The 22,380-nt window shown below is 67.5% G+C and carries 21 protein-coding genes; 16 read left to right on the forward strand and 5 right to left on the reverse strand.

From position 1 onward, the window contains the following. Positions 1-8: 8 nt before the first annotated feature. The 5 genes from narH to U9J41_RS06495 all read left to right on the forward strand — a co-directional run bounded on the left by narH (position 9) and on the right by U9J41_RS06495 (position 4,315). Entirely contained in the window at positions 9-1,565 is a 1,557-nt protein-coding gene (gene narH, locus U9J41_RS06475) for a nitrate reductase subunit beta (protein ID WP_322401009.1), read from the forward strand. Between the two features lie 2 nt (positions 1,566-1,567). Beyond that, positions 1,568-2,218 (forward strand): nitrate reductase molybdenum cofactor assembly chaperone, encoded by a 651-nt coding sequence (gene narJ, locus U9J41_RS06480; RefSeq protein WP_322401011.1) that lies wholly within the window; start codon positions 1,568-1,570, stop codon positions 2,216-2,218. Next, positions 2,215-2,898: a respiratory nitrate reductase subunit gamma gene (gene narI / locus U9J41_RS06485; protein WP_322401012.1), complete on the forward strand. Its 684-nt coding sequence runs from the start codon at positions 2,215-2,217 to the stop codon at positions 2,896-2,898. The genes narJ and narI overlap by 4 nt, the downstream gene beginning before the upstream one ends. Positions 2,899-2,909: 11 nt before the next feature. Then, positions 2,910-3,656, forward strand: coding sequence for a peptidylprolyl isomerase (locus tag U9J41_RS06490; protein WP_322401014.1), 747 nt, complete (start codon positions 2,910-2,912; stop codon positions 3,654-3,656). A gap of 104 nt (positions 3,657-3,760) precedes the next feature. Next, complete coding sequence (locus U9J41_RS06495) at positions 3,761-4,315, forward strand: cytochrome b (RefSeq protein WP_322401016.1); 555 nt, start codon at positions 3,761-3,763, stop codon at positions 4,313-4,315. A gap of 416 nt (positions 4,316-4,731) precedes the next feature. Here the strand turns inward: U9J41_RS06495 and U9J41_RS06500 are convergent, their stop codons facing one another. Next, on the reverse strand, positions 4,732-7,353 hold the full coding sequence (locus U9J41_RS06500) for a phosphoenolpyruvate synthase (protein ID WP_322401018.1): 2,622 nt from the start codon (positions 7,351-7,353) through the stop codon (positions 4,732-4,734). A gap of 153 nt (positions 7,354-7,506) precedes the next feature. Between U9J41_RS06500 and U9J41_RS06505 the strand changes: the two genes are divergently transcribed. The 6 genes from U9J41_RS06505 to U9J41_RS06530 all read left to right on the forward strand — a co-directional run bounded on the left by U9J41_RS06505 (position 7,507) and on the right by U9J41_RS06530 (position 11,714). Then, entirely contained in the window at positions 7,507-8,055 is a 549-nt protein-coding gene (locus U9J41_RS06505; protein WP_322401107.1) for a TetR/AcrR family transcriptional regulator, read from the forward strand. Between the two features lie 382 nt (positions 8,056-8,437). Next, positions 8,438-8,653 (forward strand): hypothetical protein, encoded by a 216-nt coding sequence (locus U9J41_RS06510; protein ID WP_322401020.1) that lies wholly within the window; start codon positions 8,438-8,440, stop codon positions 8,651-8,653. A 21-nt stretch (positions 8,654-8,674) separates the two neighbouring features. Then, positions 8,675-10,108, forward strand: coding sequence for a sugar porter family MFS transporter (locus tag U9J41_RS06515; protein WP_322401022.1), 1,434 nt, complete (start codon positions 8,675-8,677; stop codon positions 10,106-10,108). A gap of 182 nt (positions 10,109-10,290) precedes the next feature. Next, a complete protein-coding gene (locus tag U9J41_RS06520) occupies positions 10,291-10,602 on the forward strand; it encodes an ArsR/SmtB family transcription factor (RefSeq protein WP_322401024.1) in 312 nt (103 codons plus the stop codon). Continuing rightward, a complete protein-coding gene (locus tag U9J41_RS06525) occupies positions 10,599-11,066 on the forward strand; it encodes an SRPBCC domain-containing protein (protein WP_322401026.1) in 468 nt (155 codons plus the stop codon). Before U9J41_RS06520 ends, U9J41_RS06525 begins: the two co-directional genes overlap by 4 nt. A gap of 24 nt (positions 11,067-11,090) precedes the next feature. Next, on the forward strand, positions 11,091-11,714 hold the full coding sequence (locus tag U9J41_RS06530; RefSeq protein ID WP_322401028.1) for a glutathione S-transferase family protein: 624 nt from the start codon (positions 11,091-11,093) through the stop codon (positions 11,712-11,714). A 302-nt stretch (positions 11,715-12,016) separates the two neighbouring features. Here U9J41_RS06530 and U9J41_RS06535 read toward each other — a convergent pair whose 3' ends face one another. From U9J41_RS06535 to U9J41_RS06545, 3 genes are all read right to left on the reverse strand, one after another. Then, on the reverse strand, positions 12,017-13,153 hold the full coding sequence (locus U9J41_RS06535) for an aldose epimerase family protein (protein ID WP_322401029.1): 1,137 nt from the start codon (positions 13,151-13,153) through the stop codon (positions 12,017-12,019). An 18-nt stretch (positions 13,154-13,171) separates the two neighbouring features. After that, positions 13,172-15,136, reverse strand: a complete 1,965-nt coding sequence (locus U9J41_RS06540; RefSeq protein WP_322401031.1) for a PA14 domain-containing protein — start codon at positions 15,134-15,136, stop codon at positions 13,172-13,174. A 285-nt stretch (positions 15,137-15,421) separates the two neighbouring features. Further along, positions 15,422-16,588 carry a 4-hydroxybenzoate 3-monooxygenase gene (locus U9J41_RS06545; protein WP_322401033.1) on the reverse strand — a complete coding sequence of 389 codons (1,167 nt, stop codon included), beginning with the start codon at positions 16,586-16,588 and terminating at the stop codon, positions 15,422-15,424. A 96-nt stretch (positions 16,589-16,684) separates the two neighbouring features. On the opposite strand from U9J41_RS06545, the gene U9J41_RS06550 reads away from it, so the two are divergent. Continuing rightward, the gene (locus tag U9J41_RS06550) at positions 16,685-17,566 is read left to right on the forward strand and encodes a helix-turn-helix domain-containing protein (RefSeq protein ID WP_322401034.1); all 882 of its coding nucleotides are present in this window, start codon (positions 16,685-16,687) and stop codon (positions 17,564-17,566) included. On the opposite strand, the gene U9J41_RS06555 is transcribed toward U9J41_RS06550, so the two are convergent. Beyond that, positions 17,563-18,339, reverse strand: coding sequence for an IclR family transcriptional regulator domain-containing protein (locus U9J41_RS06555; protein ID WP_322401036.1), 777 nt, complete (start codon positions 18,337-18,339; stop codon positions 17,563-17,565). The two genes, U9J41_RS06550 and U9J41_RS06555, sit on opposite strands and share 4 nt — an antisense overlap. 143 nt (positions 18,340-18,482) lie before the next feature. Here U9J41_RS06555 and pcaH point away from each other — a divergent pair, with 143 nt between their 5' ends. The 4 genes from pcaH to pcaCD are packed head-to-tail and all read left to right on the forward strand — an operon-like array spanning position 18,483 to position 22,361. Further along, positions 18,483-19,175 (forward strand): protocatechuate 3,4-dioxygenase subunit beta, encoded by a 693-nt coding sequence (pcaH, locus tag U9J41_RS06560; RefSeq protein ID WP_322401038.1) that lies wholly within the window; start codon positions 18,483-18,485, stop codon positions 19,173-19,175. A gap of 11 nt (positions 19,176-19,186) precedes the next feature. Continuing rightward, entirely contained in the window at positions 19,187-19,705 is a 519-nt protein-coding gene (locus U9J41_RS06565; protein ID WP_322401040.1) for a peptidase associated/transthyretin-like domain-containing protein, read from the forward strand. A 14-nt stretch (positions 19,706-19,719) separates the two neighbouring features. Continuing rightward, positions 19,720-21,102 (forward strand): 3-carboxy-cis,cis-muconate cycloisomerase, encoded by a 1,383-nt coding sequence (pcaB, locus tag U9J41_RS06570; RefSeq protein ID WP_322401042.1) that lies wholly within the window; start codon positions 19,720-19,722, stop codon positions 21,100-21,102. Next, on the forward strand, positions 21,099-22,361 hold the full coding sequence (gene pcaCD / locus U9J41_RS06575; protein WP_322401044.1) for a bifunctional 4-carboxymuconolactone decarboxylase/3-oxoadipate enol-lactonase PcaCD: 1,263 nt from the start codon (positions 21,099-21,101) through the stop codon (positions 22,359-22,361). Before pcaB ends, pcaCD begins: the two co-directional genes overlap by 4 nt. Positions 22,362-22,380 lie beyond the last annotated feature (19 nt).

Raw genomic sequence — 22,380 nt, forward strand, 5'->3', positions numbered from 1 at the left:
GGACTACAATGAAAATCAGAGCACAAATCGGCATGGTGCTGAACCTGGACAAATGCATCGGCTGCCACACCTGCTCGGTGACCTGCAAGAACGTCTGGACGAGCCGCGACGGCGTCGAATACGCATGGTTCAACAACGTCGAGACCAAGCCCGGCATCGGCTACCCGAAGGAATGGGAAAACCAGGACAAGTGGAACGGCGGCTGGAAGCGCACGGCGTCCGGCAAGATCGAGCCGCGCCAGGGCAGCCGCCTGAAAATCCTGGCGAACATCTTCGCCAACCCGAACCTGCCGCAGATCGACGAGTACTACGAGCCGTTCACCTTCGACTACGAGCGCCTGCAGAACGCGCCGCTGTCGGAGACGCCGCCGACCGCGCGTCCGATCTCGGTCCTGACCGGCAAGAAGATGGACAAGATCGAATGGGGACCGAACTGGGAAGACGACCTGGGCGGCGAATTCGCCAAGCGCAGCAAGGACAAGCTGTTCGACAACGTGCAGAAGGAGATGTACTCGACGTTCGAGAACACCTTCATGATGTACCTGCCGCGCCTGTGCGAGCACTGCCTGAACCCGGCCTGCGTGGCGTCGTGCCCGTCCGGTTCCGTGTACAAGCGCGAGGACGACGGCATCGTGCTGATCGACCAGGACAAGTGCCGCGGCTGGCGCATGTGCATCTCCGGCTGCCCGTACAAGAAGATCTACTACAACTGGTCGTCCGGCAAGGCCGAGAAATGCACGTTCTGCTATCCGCGCATCGAGGCCGGCCAGCCGACCGTGTGCTCGGAAACCTGCGTGGGCCGCATCCGCTACCTCGGCGTGCTGCTGTACGACGCCGACCGCATCGAGCAGGCCGCATCCGTCGCGGACGAGCAGGACCTGTACGAGGCGCAGCTCGGCCTGTTCCTCGATCCGCACGATCCGGAAGTGATCGCGGAAGCGCGCCGCCAGGGCATCCCGGACGCGTGGCTGGAATCGGCCAAGCGCTCGCCCGTGTACAAGATGGCCGTGCAGTGGAAGATCGCCTTCCCGCTGCACCCCGAATACCGGACCTTGCCGATGGTGTGGTACATCCCGCCGCTGTCGCCGATCCAGGCCGCGGCGGAGAGCGGCAAGATGGGCATGAACGGCATCCTGCCGGACACGCAGAGCCTGCGCATCCCCGTGCGCTACCTGGCCAACCTGCTCACGGCGGGCAAGGAGGCGCCGGTCGTGCATGCGCTGGACCGCATGCTGGCGATGCGCGCCTACATGCGCGCCAAGACGGTCGACAGGGTCGAGAACCTCGACGTGCTCAAGCAAGTGGGCCTCACCAAGGCCGTCGTGGAAGACATGTACCACATCATGGCGATCGCGAACTACGAAGACCGCTTCGTCATCCCGAGCAGCCACAAGGAGATGGCCGAGGACAGCTTCAACGACAAGGGCTCGTGCGGCTTCTCGTTCGGGAACGGCTGCTCGGACGGCACCAGCGACGCTTCGCTGTTCGGCAAGAAGAAGCAGGGATCGACGATCTTCGTCGCCATGCCCAAGTCGCGCAAGAAACCAGAAACGGAAGGAGTCTGAACATGCAACACTACCGCATCCTGTCCGCGCTGCTGCTGTATCCGGAGGGCGACCTCGTCGCCGCCCTGCCCGAGCTCGAGGCCGGCCTGATCCCGCAGATGCGCGTCCGCGTGGCGCCGCTGCTGATCCACCTGGCCGAGAACGACCTGATCACGCTGCAGCAGGAATACGTGCAGACGTTCGACCGCACGCCGTCGCACTCGCTGCACCTGTTCGAGCACATCCACGGCGAATCGCGCGACCGCGGCCAGGCCATGGTCGACCTGATGGAAGAGTACAAGAAGCACGGCCTCGAGATGCAGGGCGACGAACTGCCCGACTTCGTGCCGCTGTTCCTCGAATTCCTGTCGCAACTGGACGACGAGGCGGCAGCCGGCCGCCTGCTGGGCGACGCCGTCCACGTGCTCGCCCACCTGGGCCGCAAGCTCGCCGGCAACGGCAGCGTGTACGCCTGCGTGTTCGACGTGCTGGAGGCGTTGTCGCCGGTGCCGGCGGAAGAACTGTCCGAACCGCCCATCAAGGACATGGACGAGGCGCTGGAAACGTTCGGTCCCGGCGCGGACGGCGTCGAGCCCCTGCTCAAGCCGCAGGCGCCCGGCCCGCAGCCGATCAATTTTTATCCGCGCGCCGCGGCGCACCGGGAGGCAGCATGAACTATATAAATCAATTCCTGTTCGGGATCTACCCGTACATCGCGCTGGCGATCTTCCTGCTCGGCAGCCTGATCCGCTTCGACCGCGAACAATACACGTGGCGCTCGGAATCCACGCAAGTGCTGCACACGGGCGGGCTGCGCCTCGGGAGCATCCTGTTCCACGTCGGGATCATCGGCCTCCTGGGCGGCCACGCCGTCGGCCTGCTGACGCCCGTGTGGGTGTGGGACACGCTCGGCGTCACGCACGGCGCCAAGCAGGTGTTCGCGATGGCCGCCGGCGGCGTGATGGGCATCCTGTGCCTGGTCGGCATCCTGCTGTTGCTGGCCCGCCGCCTCGGCAACGCGCGCCTGCGCACCGCCACGAGCCTGAAGGACAAGGTCGTGCTGCTGTGGATCCTCGGCACGCTGCTCCTCGGCCTGTCGTCGATCGTCGTCTCGGCCGGCCACCTGGACGGCCACGTGATGGTGCTCCTGATGACGTGGGCCCAGCACATCGTCACGTTCCGCGGCGACGCCGCCGGCTTCATCGTCGACGCGCCGCTCGTGTTCAAGCTGCACCTGTTCATGGGGATGTCGCTGTTCGTCATCTTCCCGTTCACCCGCCTCGTCCACATCTGGAGCGGATTCGGGGCCGTCACCTACCTGGGCCGCGCGTTCCAGCTGGTCCGCCCGCGCTGAGGAGCAAGATCATGGGAATCTCCGTCAACGGCGTCGAGATCGACGACCGCCTGATCGAACTGGAACTGCCGCACCACAAGGGCGCGCCCAACCCGCTCAAGCAGGCGGTGCACGAAGTCGTGCTGCGCACCGTGCTGCTGCAGGAAGCCGACCGCCTCGGCATCGCCGGCGCCGACGCCGATGCGCGCGTCGAGGCGCTGCTGACGCGCGAAGTGGCGGTGCCGCGGGCCGACGAAGCGGCATGCCGCACGTACTACCGCAACCATCCGCAACAATTCACGCGCGGCGAGATGGTCGAGGCGCGCCACATCCTGTTCCAGGTGACGCCGACCGTGCCGCTCGACCTCGTGCGCGAGACCGCGGAAGACATCCTGGCGGCGCTGCGGGCCGCGCCCGAACGCTTCGACGAACTGGCCGCGCAGTATTCGAACTGCCCGTCCGGCGCCGTGGGCGGCAGCCTCGGCCAGTTGAGCCGCGGCGACTGCGTGCCGGAATTCGAGGACGTGCTGTTCCGGCTGGGCGCGGGCGAACTCGCGGCGCGCCCGGTCGAAACGCGCTTCGGGCTGCATATCGTGCAAGTCGTGCGCCGCATCGACGGCTCGCCGGTTCCGTTCGACACGGTGAAGTCGCAGATCGGCGCCTGTCTCGCGGCGGCGGCGCTGCAGCGGGGCATTCACCAGTACCTGCAGATCCTCGTGGGCCGCGCGCGCATCGAAGGCATCACACTGGAGGGCAGCCAGACGCCGCTCGTGCAGTGAACCGCGGTTTACAATGACGACACGCGGCCCGGTCCGGCCCGCCATGCGTTACCGGCCGGACGGCGATCCCGACAGGAAAATCGTGTTGCATTCCTGGAGAAATCATGCCGAACAAAGTGCCGAACGCCTATTCGCCGGTGGCCAAGGCATATCATTGGCTGATCGTCCTGCTGGTCGCGATCCAGTACGTGACGGCCTTCCTGCTGCCCCATATCGGCCGCGCTACGCCGCCGAGCACCACGATCGACCTGCACTTTTCGTTCGGCGTGCTGATCTTTCTCGTCACGATCCTGCGCTTCGGATACCGGTTGATCCGGCCGGTCGCGCTCGACGCATCCGATGCCGCGCCGTGGGAGCGGCTGCTCGCACGGACGGTTCACCGGCTGATTTATCTGATCCTGCTGGTGTCGCCGCTCCTCGGCTGGGCCTCCGCGTCGTCGCACGGGTTGCGGGTCAGCCTGTTCGGTGTCGTTCCGCTGCCGGCCATCGCCGCGCGCGGCGCGCAATGGGCCAACGAGGCGGGCGACGTCCATTCCACGGCGATGTGGGCGCTGTTGTGGCTGATCGGCCTGCATGCCGCGGCGGCGCTCTATCATCACTTCATCTTGCGGGATGCGACGTTGCGCCGGATGTTGCCCGGCGGCGGTTCGCGGTCGTGACCCGCATCCGGCGCCGGGCAACCAGCATCGCCGGCGCCGGCCGGATCGCCCACCGACTGCACGAGCATCAGCGATCGTCACGCAGGCAACCGAGGCGTGGCCGATCCGGCGCTTCGGCCTCGGCTGACCTGGCCAAACCGGTGCTCGCCATCGCGACAGGAAGCGCGGCGCGCCTTTGCGACCATGGCCAGAGCGCGTCGCCGGGCGCGATATACCGCCAGTTGACCGGCCAGCGCCTGCGGAACACATCCGCATGCATCCGATGGCGCTCGTTCTTCCGGACCAGGTGCGCGATGCGGCCGTGCGTGCCAGGATAGCGGTGCGCCTCTGGCGTTGGGCGGCATCGGCGCGCCCGGCGCGGATTCACATCCAGGCCGATGCCAGGCGCCGCGGGTTGCATATCGGTCGGCGTTGCGTCAAATCGGCGGCAGCACGGTAACCACGCCGCGCGTACCGTCCACGCGGATGCGTTGGCCGTCGCGGATCCGCCGCGTGGCGTCCCGCACGGCGACGACGGCGGGCAATCCGTATTCGCGCGCGATGACGGCGCCGTGGCTCATTTGCCCGCCGGCCTCCGTGACGAGTCCGGCGACCGCCAGGAACAACGGGGTCCAGCTCGGGTCCGTGTACGTGGTCACGAGAATATCCCCGCTCGCGATGCCGGCTGCGCCGATGTCGGTGACGACGCGGGCGCGGCCTTCGACGGTGCCCGCCGAGACCGCCAATCCGGCCAGCGCATCGGCAGGCAGGCCGGGGTGGTCGAGGGTGCCGAACAGCCCTTCTCCGTCCGACGTCAGCACGCGCGGCGGCACCAACCGTTCATGCGCCGCAAATTCGGCGCGGCGGGCGGCGATGAGACCGCGATCGGCCCGGCCGGCCCGCACGACCTCGCGCAGCTCGTCGAAGCGCAGGTAAAAAATGTCGTCGGGACGGTCGAGCACCCCGCGGCGGACCAGGCGCCCGGCCTCGCGCCACAGCGCCTGTTTGTACAGGTCGAAGCGGCACATCCAACCGTACTTCGGGTATTCGCGATAGCCGATGAAGGCGCGCAGGCGATCGATTGCGTCCTTCGCCCGCGCCGCCCTGGCCTCGCCGTGCGGACCCGCGCGAAGCCGCCGCAGGACGTCGCGCTCGACGGCCCCGGCCCGGGCCAGCCCCGCATCGAAGCGCCGCCGCGCTTCGCCGGCCTCGAACCGGTCCACGTCGGCAAGAATCATCGGGACGAGCGCGGCCGGCCGTTCGCGCCAGCGGGTGCGGGTCACGTCGATCTCCCCGGCACAGCGCATGCCGTATTTGTCCAGGTAGCCGTCGATCGCGGCGAGCGCGTCGCGACCGCCCTCGACGTGTTCGAGGCCGGCGAGGCCCGCGCCGGCATCGAGCCGCCGCAGGAACGACACCGCGGCGGGATGCGGCCGGATCGCATCGGCCACGTCGAGCAGGTCGAGGCCCATGCGCGAGGTGACGTTGTTGTCGACCGATTGCGACAACACGTCCGCGAGGCCCCGTTCGCCCAGCCAGTCGGTGAGATGGTCGTCCAGCCACCATAGCGCATCGATGCCCGCCATCAACGCCCGCCTGCTCCGGGGCGAAGCCAGCTGACGCTTGAGTGCCGCCAGGTCCTCGGCAATCGCGTCGACGAGCGCGGTCCCGGATGGCTCCGCGAGCCTGTGCCGCACGGCCGCCACGGCGTGCTCGCTTTCCCTGATCAGCTCGCCGACGAGCGCGGGGTCCGGTGCGTCCGGCGGTGCTGGTGCCGGCGTATCCGGCGGCGACGCCGGAGCGGGTGCGTGTGCGGATGCGGGCGCGGGTGCGGATGCGGGCGCATGTGCGGATGCGGGCGCATGTGCGGATGCGGGCGCGGGCGCGGGCAGCGCACCATCGGCATCAGGCGCGGTCGCAACGAACCCCCGTTCCAGGAGCGTGTTCACCGCGCTCCGGATCAACGGGTCGCGGTTGAGCGCCTTCAGCAGCGCCGTCCGGCTGCCCGCTGAGGCAAGCTGGGCGGTAATGTCGACGAACAGCCGTCCGCCCGCTTCGACCATGGGACGGGCCGCCACCATCTGCCAGAACGACAAGCCGAGCGGCTTCATCGCGTCGGTCATCATCTGCTGGTGGCCGACCGACAGGTAGATGTGGCGTTGCCCGTCCTCCCGTTCAGGGACCGGGAACAACGTCGTGACCGGCCTGCTCTGGACGATCCGGAAACCGTCGTCGACAAGACACCATTCGATGTCCTGCGGGCCGCCGAAATGGGCGTCGGTGCGCCGGCCCAGCGCGGCCAGCGCGCGCGCCTGGCCGTCGCTCAGCAGCGGTCGAGCGCCGCCCGTCCCTGCGACGACCCGGCCAGCGCGCAGCCGGATATTCTCGGGCACGACGGCGCCCGCGGCCAGCGCCTCGCCCGTGCCGGCACAGGCTTCGATCGCGACCACGGTCCTGTCGCCGCTGACGGGGTCGGCGGTGAACATCACGCCGGACACGCTGGCCGGCACCATGCGCTGCACGATGACCGCCATCGCGGTGCCGCGGTGCGCGATGCCGTTCCGCTGCCGGTACGACACGGCACGTTCGGTGAACAGCGAGGCCCAGCAACGGCGCACGGCGGCGACCACGGCGTCGACGCCGCGCAGGTCGAGCCAGGACGCGTGCTGCCCCGCGAACGAGGCGGCGGGCATGTCCTCGGCCGTCGCACTGGAGCGCACGGCCCAGGCCGCGCCCTCCCCGCCCGTGGCCAGGCATGCGCCGATGGCGCGCACGAGCGCGTCCGACACCGGTACCTGCCCGATGAGCGAGCGGATGTCGGCGCACGACCCGGCATCCGGGCCGGCTTGTCCCGGCGGTTGGCGCTCCAACCGGTCCACGGCGGCGGCAATGGCGGGCGCGCCGCCGACATGCGCCGCAAATGCACGGGTCGTGACACAGAATCCGGGCGGTACCGCGACACCGGGGATCCCGGCCAGTTCACCCAGGCTGGCCGCCTTGCCGCCCACCAGCGCGACGTGGCGCCGATCGATTTCGGCAAGAGGAACGACGACGTTCATGGTATCTCCTCAAACGGCTTGACACGTATAAACGGAGGAATATACTCCGCTTATGAAGCATGTCAAGACCGGCCACGGCGGAAAGCAAGAGGCTTCACGACAGGATCGCCACCCCGGTATGCTTCGGATTTGGAAAATGGACGAGTGAACACCATGCGTGCAGATGCACTGAAGAACCGGCAGCGGCTGATCGAGGCCGCGATCGAATTGATCCTCGCCGTGGGCGGCGATCCGGCGCGCGACGCCATCGCGGAACGTGCCGGGGTCGGTATCGGCACGCTGTACCGCCATTTCCCGGATCAGCAGTCCCTGCTGCACGCGGCCGTGCGCCACGTTCTGGAACAGAGCATCGCCGCCGGAGAATCCCTGCTCGCCGACGTGCCGGACGGGGTCGACGCGCTGCGCCGCTACATGCACGCGGCGCTGGAGCATGGCATCGGCGTGGTCAATATCGTCCACCCGCTCCTGGAACGGCGCGACTGGCCCGATCTGCGCGCGCGCGCCGAAGCGCTGATGCAGGGCATGGTGAAAGGCGCCGTGCGGACAGGCCGGGTCCGCGCCGACCTCTCGGAACGGGACGTCGTGTTCGCCATGGTCCGCTTTGCGCGGCCGCTGGCGGTCGGGATGCCGGCCGCCGAGGAACGTGCGCTGGCCCATCGGCACCTCGATGTCTACATCGATGGACTGTGTGCCCTGAATTAACCCGCGACCTGCAGGCGTCATCCCGACACCATCATCGGCCCTACCGTGCCAGCTCAGTCACGTCCACGCCGCTGGATGCCGACTGCGACCCATAGTCTTCCAGACGCGTCCTTTCACGGACTCCCCGTCATCGCCGTTTGCTATTCGCTATCATCACAGGCGAGCCTGTACGCCCGCCGCAATGCATTGACACACGGACCGAAACCGGCGAGACTCAGCAAATATGTTAGCGCTCTTTGTTTGATGGTAGAAAATGTTAGAAACCCGTCGCCCGACTCCAACGCCCACCGTCGCCGCCACTGTCTGTTGGCCGCGCGATCTCGCCAGCGCAATGCCGGTGGGCCGCGCCCGGCGTTCGCGTCAACGGCAACGGCATCGTCGTGTGGGTCGCCGGGTCTGCCTCATCAGCGGCGCCGCGCTCAAGATCGACGAGAACGCCATCCCGATGATCCGCAGCGCCGGCCCGGACGGCGCGCCGTCGGCAACGAGCCTGCCGCCCGGCCAGGCGGCCGGCAGCAGATCCACCGCGCCACCGTCGGGGCGTAACGCAGAATTCGTCGTGCCACAATCAATGAACCGGCGTTCGCCGCAGATGTAATAACAAACCAAGGAGACAGTTATGAACGGCAGTGCCGTCGAGAGCACCAATACCATCCATGCGGCGGAAAACACCCGCCTCATCATCCTGATCAGCTGCGTTGCCACCATCGGGGGCTTCCTGTTCGGCTTTGACAGCGGCGTCATCAACGGCACCGTCGACGGCTTGAAGCAGGCCTTCCATTCGACCTCCGCCGAGCTCGGCTTCGAAGTCGCCTCGATGCTGCTGGGCTGCGCGCTCGGCGCCTTCTGCGCCGGCCGGCTGGGCGACCTGTGGGGACGCCGTACCGTGCTGCTCATCTCGTCGCTGATGTTCCTGACGTCGGCGCTGGGCGCGGGCTTTGCGACGACCTCGGTCGTCTTCATCGCCGCCCGCGTGCTGGGCGGCTTCGCGGTCGGCGCGGCCAGCGTGATGTCGCCGGCGTACATCGCCGAGGTGGCCTCGGCCCGCTACCGGGGCCGGCTGGCGACGGTCCAGCAGATCGCCATCATCAGCGGCCTGTTCTGCGCCTTCCTGAGCAACTATGCCCTGGCGCACGCGGCCGGCGCATCGACCGGTGTGCTGTGGCTGGGCCAGGAGGCATGGCGCTGGATGTTCTGGATGATGGCGATTCCGTCCGTGCTGTTCTTCCTGCTGCTCCTGACGATCCCGGAAAGCCCGCGCTTCCTCGTCGCCAAGAAACGCAAGGACGAAGCGCTGGCCGTGCTGGAACGCCTGTACGGCGCGGCCGCGGCCCGCGTGAAGTTCGCCGCGATCGACGTGTCGCTGGCAGAAGACCACCACCGTCCGCGCCTGTCGGACCTCGTCAACAAGGCGACCGGCAAGCTGCGCCCGATCGTCTGGGTCGGCATCGGCCTGGCGACTTTCCAGCAGCTGGTCGGCATCAACGTGGTGTTCTATTACGGCGCGGTACTGTGGCAGGCCGTGGGCTTTTCCGAGAGCGATGCGTTGCTGATCAACGTGCTGTCGGGTGCCCTGAGCATCGGCGCCTGCATCGTGACGGTGTTCCTGATCGACCGCATCGGCCGCAAGCCCCTGCTGTGGATCGGCTCGGCCGGCATGACGGTAACGCTTGGACTGGTGACGTTCGCCTTCGCCAGCGCCTCGCTCGACGCCGGCGGCAAACTGGCCCTGTCCGGCACGATGGGCGTGGTCGCCCTGGTCGCGGCGAATGCCTACGTGATCTTCTTCAACATTTCCTGGGGTCCGGTGATGTGGGTCATGCTCGGCGAGATGTTCCCCAACCAGATCCGCGGTTCCGGCCTGGCGGTCGCCGGCGCGGCCCAATGGACGGCCAACTTCCTGATCACGGTGACCTTCCCGATCCTGCTCACCAGCATCGGCCTGGCGGGTGCTTACGGCCTGTACACGCTGGCCGCGCTGATCTCGATCTACTTCGTGCTGCGCTACGTGCATGAAACGCGCGGCAAGGAACTGGAGCAGATGGAAGGCTGAGGGCGCGCGACAGCGCCGTAGCCCGCTCGGCCGGTGCGTACCGGCCGGGCCGCCAATCAGAAGGTCGTCGACGATCGCATCCGCATCGTCGACGACCTTTCGTTTTTTAATGGGACCATGTCGCGCCGGCGTTCGCTCAAGTAACGCTTGACCCAGAATATAAGTCACGGCTAATATAAACCATGACTTATAAAACAGCATTTGCCGCCCTTGCGGATCCGATGCGTCGGACCATCCTGGAGCAGATCGTGAAGGCGCCGCGCTCGGTCGGCGAGATCGCACAGGGCCTCCCCATCAGCCAGCCTGCGGTCTCGCAGCACCTCAAGGTACTCAAGGAAGCGGACCTGGTCCAGGAAGAGCGCGTGGGCACGCGGCGCATCTACCACGCCAACAGCGCCGCGCTCGGCGAACTGCGTTCCTATGTCGACGACATGTGGCGCGCGACGCTCACCTCGTTTTCCGATGAGATCGACAAGCAGAAGGACGCGACATGACCGCCGCACTTCACACGCTCCCGATTCCGCCGGTCGTAAAAACGGTCACCGTGGCATGCGCACCGGCCAAGGCCTTTCACGTGTTCACATCCCAGATCGCGCGCTGGTATCCACTCGACCGCTTTTCCGTCAAGCCTGCGGTCGACTGCCGCTTCGAGCCGCATGTCGGCGGTCGGCTGTATGAGATCGACGCGACAGGCGAGGAAACGCTCTGGGGCCACGTGCTCGAATGGAATCCGCCCAACGCGCTGGCACTGGCGTGGCGGGCGCGCGTCGGCGACGACGAGGCGCAGCGCATCGACGTCACGTTCCGCGCGGTGCCCGGCGGCACCGAGGTGCGCTTGGTGCACGCGGGCTGGGAAAACCTCAAGGTCGAGCCGCGCGAATGGCGCGACAGGTATGACGGCGGCTGGGTCGAAGTGTTCGAACGCCGTTTCAAGCGCTTTGCCGACAAGGCGGGCTGAATTCAACTGGAGGAGACGACAACGATGGAAGTGAAGCTATACGGCATGGCCGGCAGCCCGAACGTGCGCGGCGCGATGCTCGGCCTGGCAGAGAAAGGCGTGGACTATGAACTTGTCACCGTGCTCCCGCCGTTCAAGGACCCGGAACACATGAGACGCAACCCGTTCGGCCGTGTGCCGGTACTGGAACACGATGGGTTCCTGCTATATGAAACCCAGGCCATTCTGCGCTATGTGGACCAGGCATTTCCGGGCCCCTCGCTGCAGCCGACGGACGCCCATGAGCTGGCGCGCATGAACCAGATCCTGGGCATCATCGACTGTTACCTGTTCAAGTCGTGGAGCGGCGACATCGGCTTCGAACGACTGATCGCACCCACGTATTTCAAGCGGCCGAGCAACCTGCAAGTGATCGAGGCTGCCCTGCCCCTGGCGCGCTGCGTCGCTGATGCGCTCGATCCCTTGATTGCGTCGCCCTACCTGACCGGCGCCACCTACAGTCTCGCCGACATCCGCCTGGCGCCGCACTTCGCCTGGTTCCGCGAAACGCCGGAAGGCCAAACGCTGTTGGACGGAAAGCACAACCTCCAGCACTGGTTCAACACCGTGGGCGAACGGGAGACCGTCCGTCAGGTGCTGGCGCAATAACGGACGTCCACCGGGGCCGGAGTCCGCGTCGCATCCTCGGCGACCAGCCTGCCTCTTGCGAACTAAAAAGCCGTTGATCGTCCGGACTGGATGATCAACGGCCCGTCATTTCAACTAATTATTTGTGGGTCCATCGCTCCCACTCGATGCGCAGTGACTGAGCTGAGCCTATCAATCGAATAGCAATCTTGCTGCACTTTCGGCGCGGCACCATCCGCGATACCACGCAAAATTCATTGATCCGCACTGGCAATGACACGCATTAGGCGAACGGTATTCCCGATCGTGCTCGCCGTCGACGTTCAGCCCACCGAGAAGCGCAAGCGCATCTCCGTCTCGTACACCTGGCCCGGGCGCAGGATCGTGGTCGGATAGTCCGGACGGTTGGGCGAGTCCGGGAAGTGTTCGGGTTCGATCGCGAAGCCGCCGCGGTACGCGTAGGCGTGGCCCTTGCCGTGGAGCGAACCGTCGAGGAAATTTCCGCTGTAGAACTGAACGCCGGGCTCCCGGGTGAACAACTCCAGTACCCGGCCGGAGTGTGGCTCGCGCACACGCACCGCGCGCGCGAGGCTGCGGTCGCCGGCTGCCCGGTTCAGCACGAAGCAGTGATCGTAGCCTTTGCCGTTGCGCAGTTGCTGATCCGCTTCGCCGATGAATTGACCGATCGGATGCGCCTGGCGGAAGTCGAACGGCGTACCCGCCACGGGCGCGAGCGGGCCGAGCGGAATCAGGCCGGCGTCGACCGGCAGGTAGCGGTCGGCGGCGATCGTCATTTCGTGGCCGAGAATATCCCCGTTGCCCGCGCCGCGCAGGTTGAAGTAGCTGTGCTGAGTCAGGTTGACCGGGGTCGCCTTGTCAGTCACGGCATGGAAGCGCACGACGATCTCGTTGGCGTCCGTCAGGCTGTAGGTCACCGTGGTGTCCAGGTTGCCGGGATAGCCCTCCTCGCCGTCCGGGCTGCGGTAACGCAGCGCCAGGCTGTCGCCCTCGATGACAGCCGTCCACAACCGCTTGTCGAAACCTTGCTTGCCGCCGTGGAGGTGATGATCGCCATCGTTGGTCGCCAGCACGACATCCTTGCCGTCCAGCGCGAAACGTCCATGGGCGATGCGGTTGCCGTAACGTCCGATCAGGGCACCGAAATAGGGGCCTTTGACGAGGTAGGGATCGAGCGTATCGAAGCCGAGCGCCACGTCGGTGAAGCGGCCGGCGCGATCCGGGACGTGGATCTCGGTGATGATGCCGCCAAAATCCAGGATCTTGACCAGCATGCCGCTCTTGTTCTTGAGCGTGTACTGGGTGACATGCCTGCCGTCGGGCAAAATGCCGAACGGCGCCTGCGTGATCCCGGCGAGTGTCCGCGCGGTGCTTAGTGAGGAAATTGCCGCCACGGCGGTGCCGGCGGTCGCGCCCAGGAAGGCGCGGCGAGTGAGGGTCATACTTGTCTCCATTGTTGATTAGTCCGGCACCACCGTCACCGGCTGGCGCGGCATGCCGGCCGAGGCCCAGCTCAGATGCATGCTGGACGGCCCGCTGGCGTGAACGTACTCGACGCGGATCGGATAACGGCGGCCCGCCTTCAGCGCGATGCGCCCGTCGACCGTCGCGCGGCCGGCGGCCGTCTTGTTCAGCACCAGCACCTCGTCGACCCAGACCCGGGCCACGTTGTCACTGTCGACGTAGACGGTGTACTCCCCGCCCGCCGGCGGCGCCAGCGTGCCGCGCCATCGGATCGCGTAATTGGTCTCGCTGACACCGGCCGACGCATCGGGCGAGGCCGTACCGCGCTCCGTGTTCAGGTCGAAATCCACGAGCGGCGTGACCGAGGTTTTTTTCAGCGTGTCGAAATTGCCGTTGTAGTACTCGACCTTAAACACCGGCATCCTGGCGACCGGCCCATTGAGCGCCTCCACGTCGGCGATCGCCCACGGGTGGCCGTCGGGATAGACCAGTCCATGGAAGGGCGTGGCCGGCTCCGGCGCACCGTCCGGATTGTTCCAGGCGAAGCGTGTGTTGCTGCGGCCGATGCCGAACTCCCAGATGACGAAGCCGGTCCTGGTGGCGCCGTAGTGGGCGACGATGCCGGGCACCGTCTGCGTGCCGCGGTTCATGCTCTCCGAATTGAATACCGTCGGGCCGAAAGGTCCCGGATAGGCGGCGTCGTAGGAATGGAAGGAGAAGAAATCGGAAAAATACCAGGGCTCCCACTGCTGCACCGACGGGGAGCCGACCGGTATCGTGCTGCCGGTGTCCTTGATGGCGATGCGTGCGTCGTTCATCAGCACCACGTTCATCGCGCGCTCGCGGTTGGCCGAATTGCAGCCCGCTTCGTTCATCTGCTCCCACGTCAGGATGCGCGGGTCGTCGCGGTGCGCCCGCACGATGTCCTGCACGTAGGCGCGCACCTTGTCCTTGTAGACCTTGTAGTAGTTGTTCTTGACGTAGGCGCCGGGCGACTGCACCCAGCGGCTGTTGTGCCGGCCGGGTATCGGCGCGCCCTGGTCGCCCAGATGCGGATTCGGGTCCCAGCAATCGTCGAAGAAGATCGGCGCCACGCGCATGCCGTGCGCGGCCGCGCTGGCGACCAGGTTCTCGAATTTTGCAAGCAGACCGACGCGGTCGCGCTCCCATTCCAGATAGTGCAGATACACGGCCAGGGTGTTGATGCCGTAGACCTGGGCGTAGCGCAGCTCGCGGTCGACGATGGCGGCGTCGTAGTTCTGCCACCACTCCAGGTAGTTGACCACGTTCGTCGGCACGTACACCGCGCCCTTGACGTGCGAGAAGTCGTAGACGGGCACGGGCACCGTGCCCAGGTCGCGCAACGCGACGTGGCTGAACCTGGCCGCGGCGCCGTCCGCCCGCAGGCCGGCGCCGCCGCGCATATACATGTCGTCGCCGGCGCTGAGCATGTGGTTGCCGTCGACGTACACATCGATGCTCTTGCCCGACGAGACCAGTTTGAGGTGGTAGGACTTGCCGGCCTCAAGGTCCAGCGGATAGGCGATCATCTCGGTCCAGCCCTTGCCCTCCGCCTGCGGGTCGGTCTTGTCCTTGTACTGCCCTTGGCCAAGGCGGGCCAGCACCACGCTTTTGCGCGCCGTGCTCAATCCGACATAGTAGCCGTGGTAGCCAGCCGGATTGGCGTCGCCGCCGTCCGCCTTGCCGCTGGTGCGGAACTCGAAGCCGGCATCGCCGCCGGCGCCGACTTCCACGTCCGCCTCCATGCTCAGGCTCTGGTAGACGGCGCCGTCGAGCTGCGTCCTGGAGACAGCGCCGGCGGCGACGCCGTGGCGGTCGCCTTCATGGGTCCATGGCGCGCCATGGTCGGTCCAGCGCGAGTCCGGCGCGGCGGCGGCAGGGAACGCTCCCGCCAGTAGAAGCAGAGTTGCACTGAGCGCATTCGCGGCGCATCGTTTCATCGTCGATATCATTGGTCAGTTCTTCAAGGTGCGGGCCCGCAAGTGCGGTTGCTAAAACGCCTAGTAACTTGACAATACTGATGGGTTTTCTCGTTTATATCAACATTAATTGTTATAAATAGGTATATGCCTTTGGAATGCCTTGGGGTTCGAACACGTTCAGGCCGCCACAACACAAAATATTCCAACAACTATTGTTGTGACTAACAAATATCTTTGCGTGCGCGTAGCGACCCGATCAATCCGGACTTGGGCTCGAGCTATGGCTGCCCTGCCCCGTTTCGCTCAGAACGCCCCGACGTAGTTTTCCGCCAGCGCCGTGGCCAGCGCGCGCGAGTGCACGACGTTCTCCAGTTCCGCGCGCTGCACCTCGCGCTGGAACGGCGACGCATCGGCAAACGTGTGCAGCATGCTCGTCATCCACCACGAAAAGTATTCGGCGCGCCAGATGCGTTTCAGGGCGTCGTCCGTATAGCGATCCAGGCGCCCGGTCTTGCCCTGGCGGTAGAACTGGTCCAGGCCCGCCGCCAGCAGGCGCACGTCCGACACGGCGAGGTTCATGCCCTTGGCGCCCGTCGGGGGCACGATGTGGGCGGCGTCGCCCGCGAGGAACAGGCGGCCCGACTGCATCGGCGTGGAGACGAAACTGCGCATCGCGACGATGTTCTTCTGGAAGATCTTCCCTTCCGTGACCTTCCAGCCATCGCGGGTTTCCAGGCGCGCGTGGAGCTCGGCCCAGATGCGGTCGTCGGACCAGTTGTCCACGCTGTCCTTCGGGTCGCACTGGAAGTACATGCGCTGCACGGTGGGCGAACGCGTGCTGACGAGGGCAAAGCCCCGTTCGTGGCGCGCGTAGATCAGTTCGGGCGCCGACGGTGGCGCGTCGACGAGGATGCCGAACCAGCCGAACGGATACACGCGCTGGTAGTCGTTGCGGCCGGCCTGCGGCAGCGCGGGACGCGTCACGCCGTGGAAACCGTCGCACCCGGCGATGAAGTCGGCGTCGATGCGCCGCGGCGCGCCGTCGTGCGCAAACGTCACGTACGGACGGTCCGTGTCGACGCCGTGCGGCACCACGTCGCGCACGCCGAACAGCATCCGCGCGCCGGCCGCCATGCGCGCCGCGACGAGGTCCTTGATGACTTCATGCTGGGCGTACACGGTAATCGCCTTGCCCGTCAGTGCCGTGAGGTCGATGCGATGGCGGCGGCCATCGAACGCGAGCTCGAAGCCATGGTGCAGCGCGCCTTCCGCGCGCATGCGGGCGCCGACGCCCGTCTCGTTGAGGATGTCCATCGTGCCCTGCTCCAGCACGCCGGCACGGATCGTCGATTCGATCTCGTCGCGGGTACGGGTTTCGAGCACGACGGATTCGATGCCCTGCAGGTGCAGCAGGTGGGACAGCAACAAACCGGCCGGGCCGGCGCCGATGATGGCGACCTGGGTACGCATTTCGTCTCCTTGAAAATTATTCGTTGACGCTCATGCTAGTGGCGCGCCGCCCCGTTTAGAATGGATGAAGTTGTCGATTCCTTGTACTTTTTTTACATGACCACTTCACCTCGAAACGCCACCGACATCCCCCGCTTCGCCCTGTACGGCGAGCACATACCGGCCGAGGCGGTGCACGTCGAACTGATCGAGACGCGCAGCCGCCTGCACGACTGGCACATCGCGCGGCACACGCACCCGGGCCTGTTCCAGGTACTTTTTCTCTTGCGCGGCAGCGTGCGCGCGGCGATCGAGGAAGCCGTGTGGGAGCGCAAGGGACCGGTCGCGATCACCGTGCACCCGTCCGTGGTGCACGGGTTCGACTTCGCGGAAGGGGCGCAGGGTTATGTACTGACGGTGGACCAGAACGTGCTGTTCGCCACGCACGACCATCACGACGACCTGTTCGCGCCGCTGTTCGTGGAACCGCTGTCGCTCGCGCTGGCGCGCCAGCCGCGCGCCCGCATCGAGGCGCTGCTGCGCAACATGGTGGAGGAAGCGGCATGGCCGCAGCAGGGCAATGCGCTGATGCTGGAATGGCTGGCGCGCAGCGTGCTGTTGCTGCTCGCGCGCGTGCACGCGGAACACAGCGCCGCCACCCGGTCCGGCCAGGGCGAATTCCGCCTGTTCGCGGCATTCCGCGCGGCCGTCGAGCAGCGTTACAAGGATGGCGCGCCGGTCGCGCATTACGCCGACCTGCTGCGCGTGACGCCCGTGCGCCTGAACCGGCTCTGCCTCAAGATGGCGGGCAAGTCCGCGTTCGACATCGTGCAGGACCGCCTGATGCTGGAAGCGTGCCGCAAGCTGACCTACGCCCCGTCGAGCGTGGCCAGCATCGCCTACGAGCTCGGGTTCCAGGACCCCGCGTACTTCAGCCGCGCATTCAAGCGGCACGCGGGAATCACGCCGAAGGAATACCGCGCGCGGCGCGCCGCCTAGAGCAGCGCATTCAGCTCGACCTGATGCTTGATGAGGGTCGGCAGGCAGCGCTCGATCATCTGGTCGACGGTCATGCGGCCGGCGTGCACGCTGATGTTCATCGCGGCGACGACGTCGCCGCGGAAGTTCTTGACGGGCACCGCGATCGTGCGCAGGCCCAGCTCCAGCTCCTGGTCGACAACGGCGTAGCCGCGCTCGCGGGCCCGCGCGATCTCCTCGCCGAGCCGCGCCCTGTCGACGATCGTGTGCGACGTGATGGGCTCGGGCGCCGCGCGCGCGAGGAAGCGGTCGGCCTGGTCCGGCGGCAGGCTCGCGAGCAGCATGCGTCCGTTCGCCGTGCAGTACGCGGGCACGCGCGTGCCCGGCTGCAGCGTCGCCGAGATGAGCTGCCCCGCGCTGACGGCCGCCACGCATACGAGATCGTCGTGGTCCAGCACCCCGACAGATGCCGCCTCGCCCAGCGCATACGCGAGCCGGTACAGCAGCGGCTGGGCGATGCGGGGCAGCCGCGCCGAATGCAGGTACGACTGCCCGAGGCGCAGGATCTTCGGCGTCAAGGTGAACTGCTTGTTCTCGTGGCGCATGTAGCCGAGCGCCGTCAGCGTCAGCAGATAGCGCCGCGCGGCCGCGCGCGTGAGGCCCGTGCGCTCCGCCACGTCGGCGATCGTCAGCCGCGAGCGCTCCTGGTCGAACGCCTCGATGACCTGCAGGCCTTTGTCGAGGCCCGCGACCATGTCGCGTTTTGCCGGTGTCAGCGTGTCGTCCTGGTCCATCGCTCAGAAAAATGTCAATTTGTGCGAGTATCGCACAAAGCGTGCGAATAGCGGAAGTTGCGCGACGCGGCCGGCTTGTCGGGGCACGGCCGATTTTCTACGATGACCCGGTTCGCACCACCCTTCCGACACCAGGAGACAACGTGAAATTCGACGAAGTGGACACCGGCGTGTGGCCGGAGCTCATCTACCCCGCCTATAAATCGACCGCGAAGCGCGGCCCGCTGCGGCCGGCGCTGCGCATCGAGGCGCCAGTCCCAGTCAGCCGCAACATCGACCCCGCCCCGCGCATCCTGCTGCCGCACGACACGGACCTGACGCGCCGTGGCGCGGCCGCGCCGCTGGGCGAAAAGATCGTCGTGACCGGCCGCGTCGTCGACGAGGACGGCAAGCCGGTGCGCAACTCGCTGATCGAGGTCTGGCAGGCCAATTCGGCCGGCCGCTACTGGCACCAGCGCGACAACCACGACGCGCCGCTCGACCCGAACTTCTTCGGCTTCGGCAAGATGATGACGGACGACGATGGCCGCTACCGCTTCGTCTCCATCAAGCCGGGCCCGTACCCGTGGAAGAACCACGACAAGGCGTGGCGCCCCGCGCACATCCACTTCTCGCTGTTCGGGAACGTGTACGCGCAGCGCCTCGTCACGCAGATGTATTTTCCGAACGACCCGCTGTTCGCGTACGACCCGATCTTCAACAGCGTCCCGGACGAAGCGGCGCGCAATCGCCTGGTCGCGCGCTTCTCGCTCGACCACACGGTGGGCGACGAAATGCTCGGGTATGAATTCGACATCGTCCTGCGCGGCCGCGGCGCCACGCCGTTCGGACTCTGAAAGGAACGACTATGAGCAAGATTACGACCTCGCAGACCATCGGCCCGTTCTCGCACGAAGGCTGGCAATGGGCCGTCGACTTCTGCGCCGCCGGCCGCCTGGAAACGAGCGCCCCGACGATAGCCGTCCACGGCGTGCTGTACGACGGCGACGGCAATCCCATCGACGACGCCCAGATCGAAGCCTGGCTGCCGGAAGCGGCGGCCTGTGAAGCATCGCGGGAAATCCCCGGCTTTCGCCGCACGCCGACGGGCAAGGCCGGCGAATTCGGCCTGCGCCTGTCCGTGCCGCCACGCCCCGCGGGCGAACCGGTGGCCTATGTGACCGTGTTCGCGCGCGGCCTCACGAAGCATCAGTTCACGGCCGTGTTCCTCGAGGACGATGCGACCCTCGCGGAATCGGCTATCCTGGCGCAGGTGCCGGCGGCGCGGCGCGACACGCTCATCGCGCACAAGGAGAGCGACGGCACATATCGCTGGGATATCTGGATGCAGACGGAAAAGGAAACCGTCTTCTTCGATTACCGCTGACACGGGAACACATTGTGGCGATCTCTCTGTTTGACACCCTGCTCAGCACCCCGGACATGATCGCCGCGTTCGACGACGCGGCGCTCGTCCAGGCGATGCTGGACTTCGAGGCCGCGCTGGCCGCCGCGCAGGCCGACGAAGGCCTGCTGCCCCGTCCCGCCGCGCAGGCCATCGCGGCCGCCTGCCGCGCCGACCGCTTCGACATCCCCGCCCTCGTCGCGGCGGGACGGCGCTCCGGCACGCTGGCCGTGCCGCTCGTGAAGGAACTGACGCGCCTCGTGGCGGCGACGGACAAGGAAGCGTCTTCGCTCGTCCACTGGGGCAGCACGAGCCAGGACGTGCAGGACAGCGCCATGGTGCTCGTCACGCGCGCCGCGCTGCGCCTGCTCGACGCGGACCTGGCCACGCTGTGCGATTGGCTGCTGCGGCTCGGCGAGGATCACCTGGCCACGCCCGTGCTGGCGCGCACCCTTCTGCAACCGGCGCAGGTGACGGGCTTCGGCTTCAAGGTCGCCGGCTGGCTCGCGCCGCTCGTGCGCGCCCGCACGCGCCTGCGCGCCGCGGCTGCCGCTGCGCTGCAGGTGCAACTGGGCGGCGCCGTCGGCACGCTGGCCGTGATGGACGAACGCGGCCCGGCCGTCGTCCGCCGCGTGGCGCAGGCACTCGGTCTCGAGACGCCCGCCGCCGCGTGGCACACGCAGCGCGACGAGTGGGTGCGTCTCGGCCTGGAAGTCGCGCTGCTGACGGGCAGCCTGGGCAAGATCGCCGCCGATCTCGCGCTGATGGCGCAGGGCGAGGTGGGCGAACTGGCGGAACCGTCAGGCGGCGGCCGGGGCGGCTCGTCCGCGATGCCGCACAAGCGCAATCCGGTCTCGGCGATGATCGCCCTCGCCGCCGCCACGCGCACGCCCCAGCACGCGGCGACGCTGCTCGCCGCGATGGGCCAGCAGCACGAGCGGGGCCTCGGCAACTGGCAGGCGGAGCTGGCCGAGTGGCCCACGCTGTTCCTGTCCGCCCACGGCGCGGTGCGCGCGCTGGACGAGGCGTTCGCCGGCCTGACCGTGGACACGGCGCGCATGCGCGCCAACATCGACGCGCTGAACGGCCTGGTCGCGGCGGAAGCGCTGTCGATCCGGATCGCCGGCGCCATCGGCCGTCCCGCCGCCCACGCCGCCGTCGAGGCGATGACGCAGACGGCCGTGGCCGGGCGGCGCCACCTGCACGACGTCGCACGCGCGGCCGTCGCCGCAGATCCATCGCTGCGCGCGCTCGACGTGCGGCAACTGGACGCGCTCTTCGACCCCGCCGCCGCGACCGCACCCGCGCAGCGCCTCGCGCGCCGGCGCTTCGACGAACTGCGCGCCGACCTGGCCGCGCTCAACCGGCAAGCATCATGAGCTTCGATCCTCTGGACCACGACCTGCTGCGCGGCCTCGACCAGCGCCGCGCCGTCCTCGGCGACGCCTGGGTCGAGCGTTCGCTCGCGAACGCCAACACCTTCACCGCGGACTTCCAGAACTTCATCACGCGCTACGCGTGGCACGACATCTGGGACCGTCCCGGCCTGCCGCGCAAGACGCGCCGCACGATCGTCCTCGCCATCACTATCGCCCTCGGCCGCTGGGAAGAATACGAGCTGCACGTGCGCGCCGCGCTGCTCGGCGACGCCGACAGCCGCCTCACACCGGACGAACTCAAGGAAGTGCTGATGCAGTCCGCGATCTACGCCGGCGTGCCTGCCGCGAACACGGCGTTCGCCCATGCGGCGGCGATCCTGCGCGACGTCGGCCCGCAGATCGGCTACGAACTCGCGCCCGCGTCGCCGCTCGACAGCACGCATCCCGGCGTGGGCCGCGAAGGCCGCACCGCGAGCCTCCCCGCCCTGCATTACAGCGTGCGCGCGCCGGGAAGCGGGAAGCGCCCGCGCCACACGGTCGTCCTGAGCCATGCGCTCGGCTGCGACCTGACGATGTGGGATGGCCTTGCGAACCTGCTGGCCGCGGACTGCCGCGTCATCGCCTACGACCATCGGGGCCACGGCAGCTCGGACGCGCCGGCCGGGCCGTATGCGATGGCCGACCTGGCGGACGACGCCGCGCGCCTGCTGCGCGAACTCGACACGGGTCCGGTCGTGTGGATCGGCCTGTCGATGGGTGGCATGGTGGGCCAGGAACTCGCGCTGCGCCACCCGGCGCTCGTCGGCGCGCTGGTGCTTGCGCACACGACGTCCGGTTATCCCGAGGCGGCGCGCGACGTCTGGCGCCGGCGCATCGTCACGGTGGGCGAACAGGGCATCGAGGCGATCGCGGACGCCGTCATGGCCCGCTACTTCCACGAGCCGTTCCGCGCCGCGCATCCCGCGACGGTCGCCCGGTTCCGCCGCCGGCTGGTGACGACGGACGCGCAAGGCTATGTCGGCTGCTGCGCGGCCGTGGGCGGCATGGACACGACGGCGCGCCTGCCGCGGATCGCGGTGCCGACACTCGTGCTGGCGGGTGAACTGGATGAGGGTACGCCGGTCGCAATGGCGCGGACGCTGGCGGAAGGGATCCCGGATGCCCGGCTGGCGGTGCTGGCGAATGCGTCGCACCTGGGCGCCGTCGAGCAGCCGCAGGCATTCGCGGCCGCGGTGACGGCATTCGTCGACAGCTTGTGACGAAAAAAAGCCGATGCGG

This window comes from Massilia luteola, from assembly GCF_034420155.1.
GTDB classification, from domain to species: domain Bacteria; phylum Pseudomonadota; class Gammaproteobacteria; order Burkholderiales; family Burkholderiaceae_D; genus Telluria; species Telluria luteola.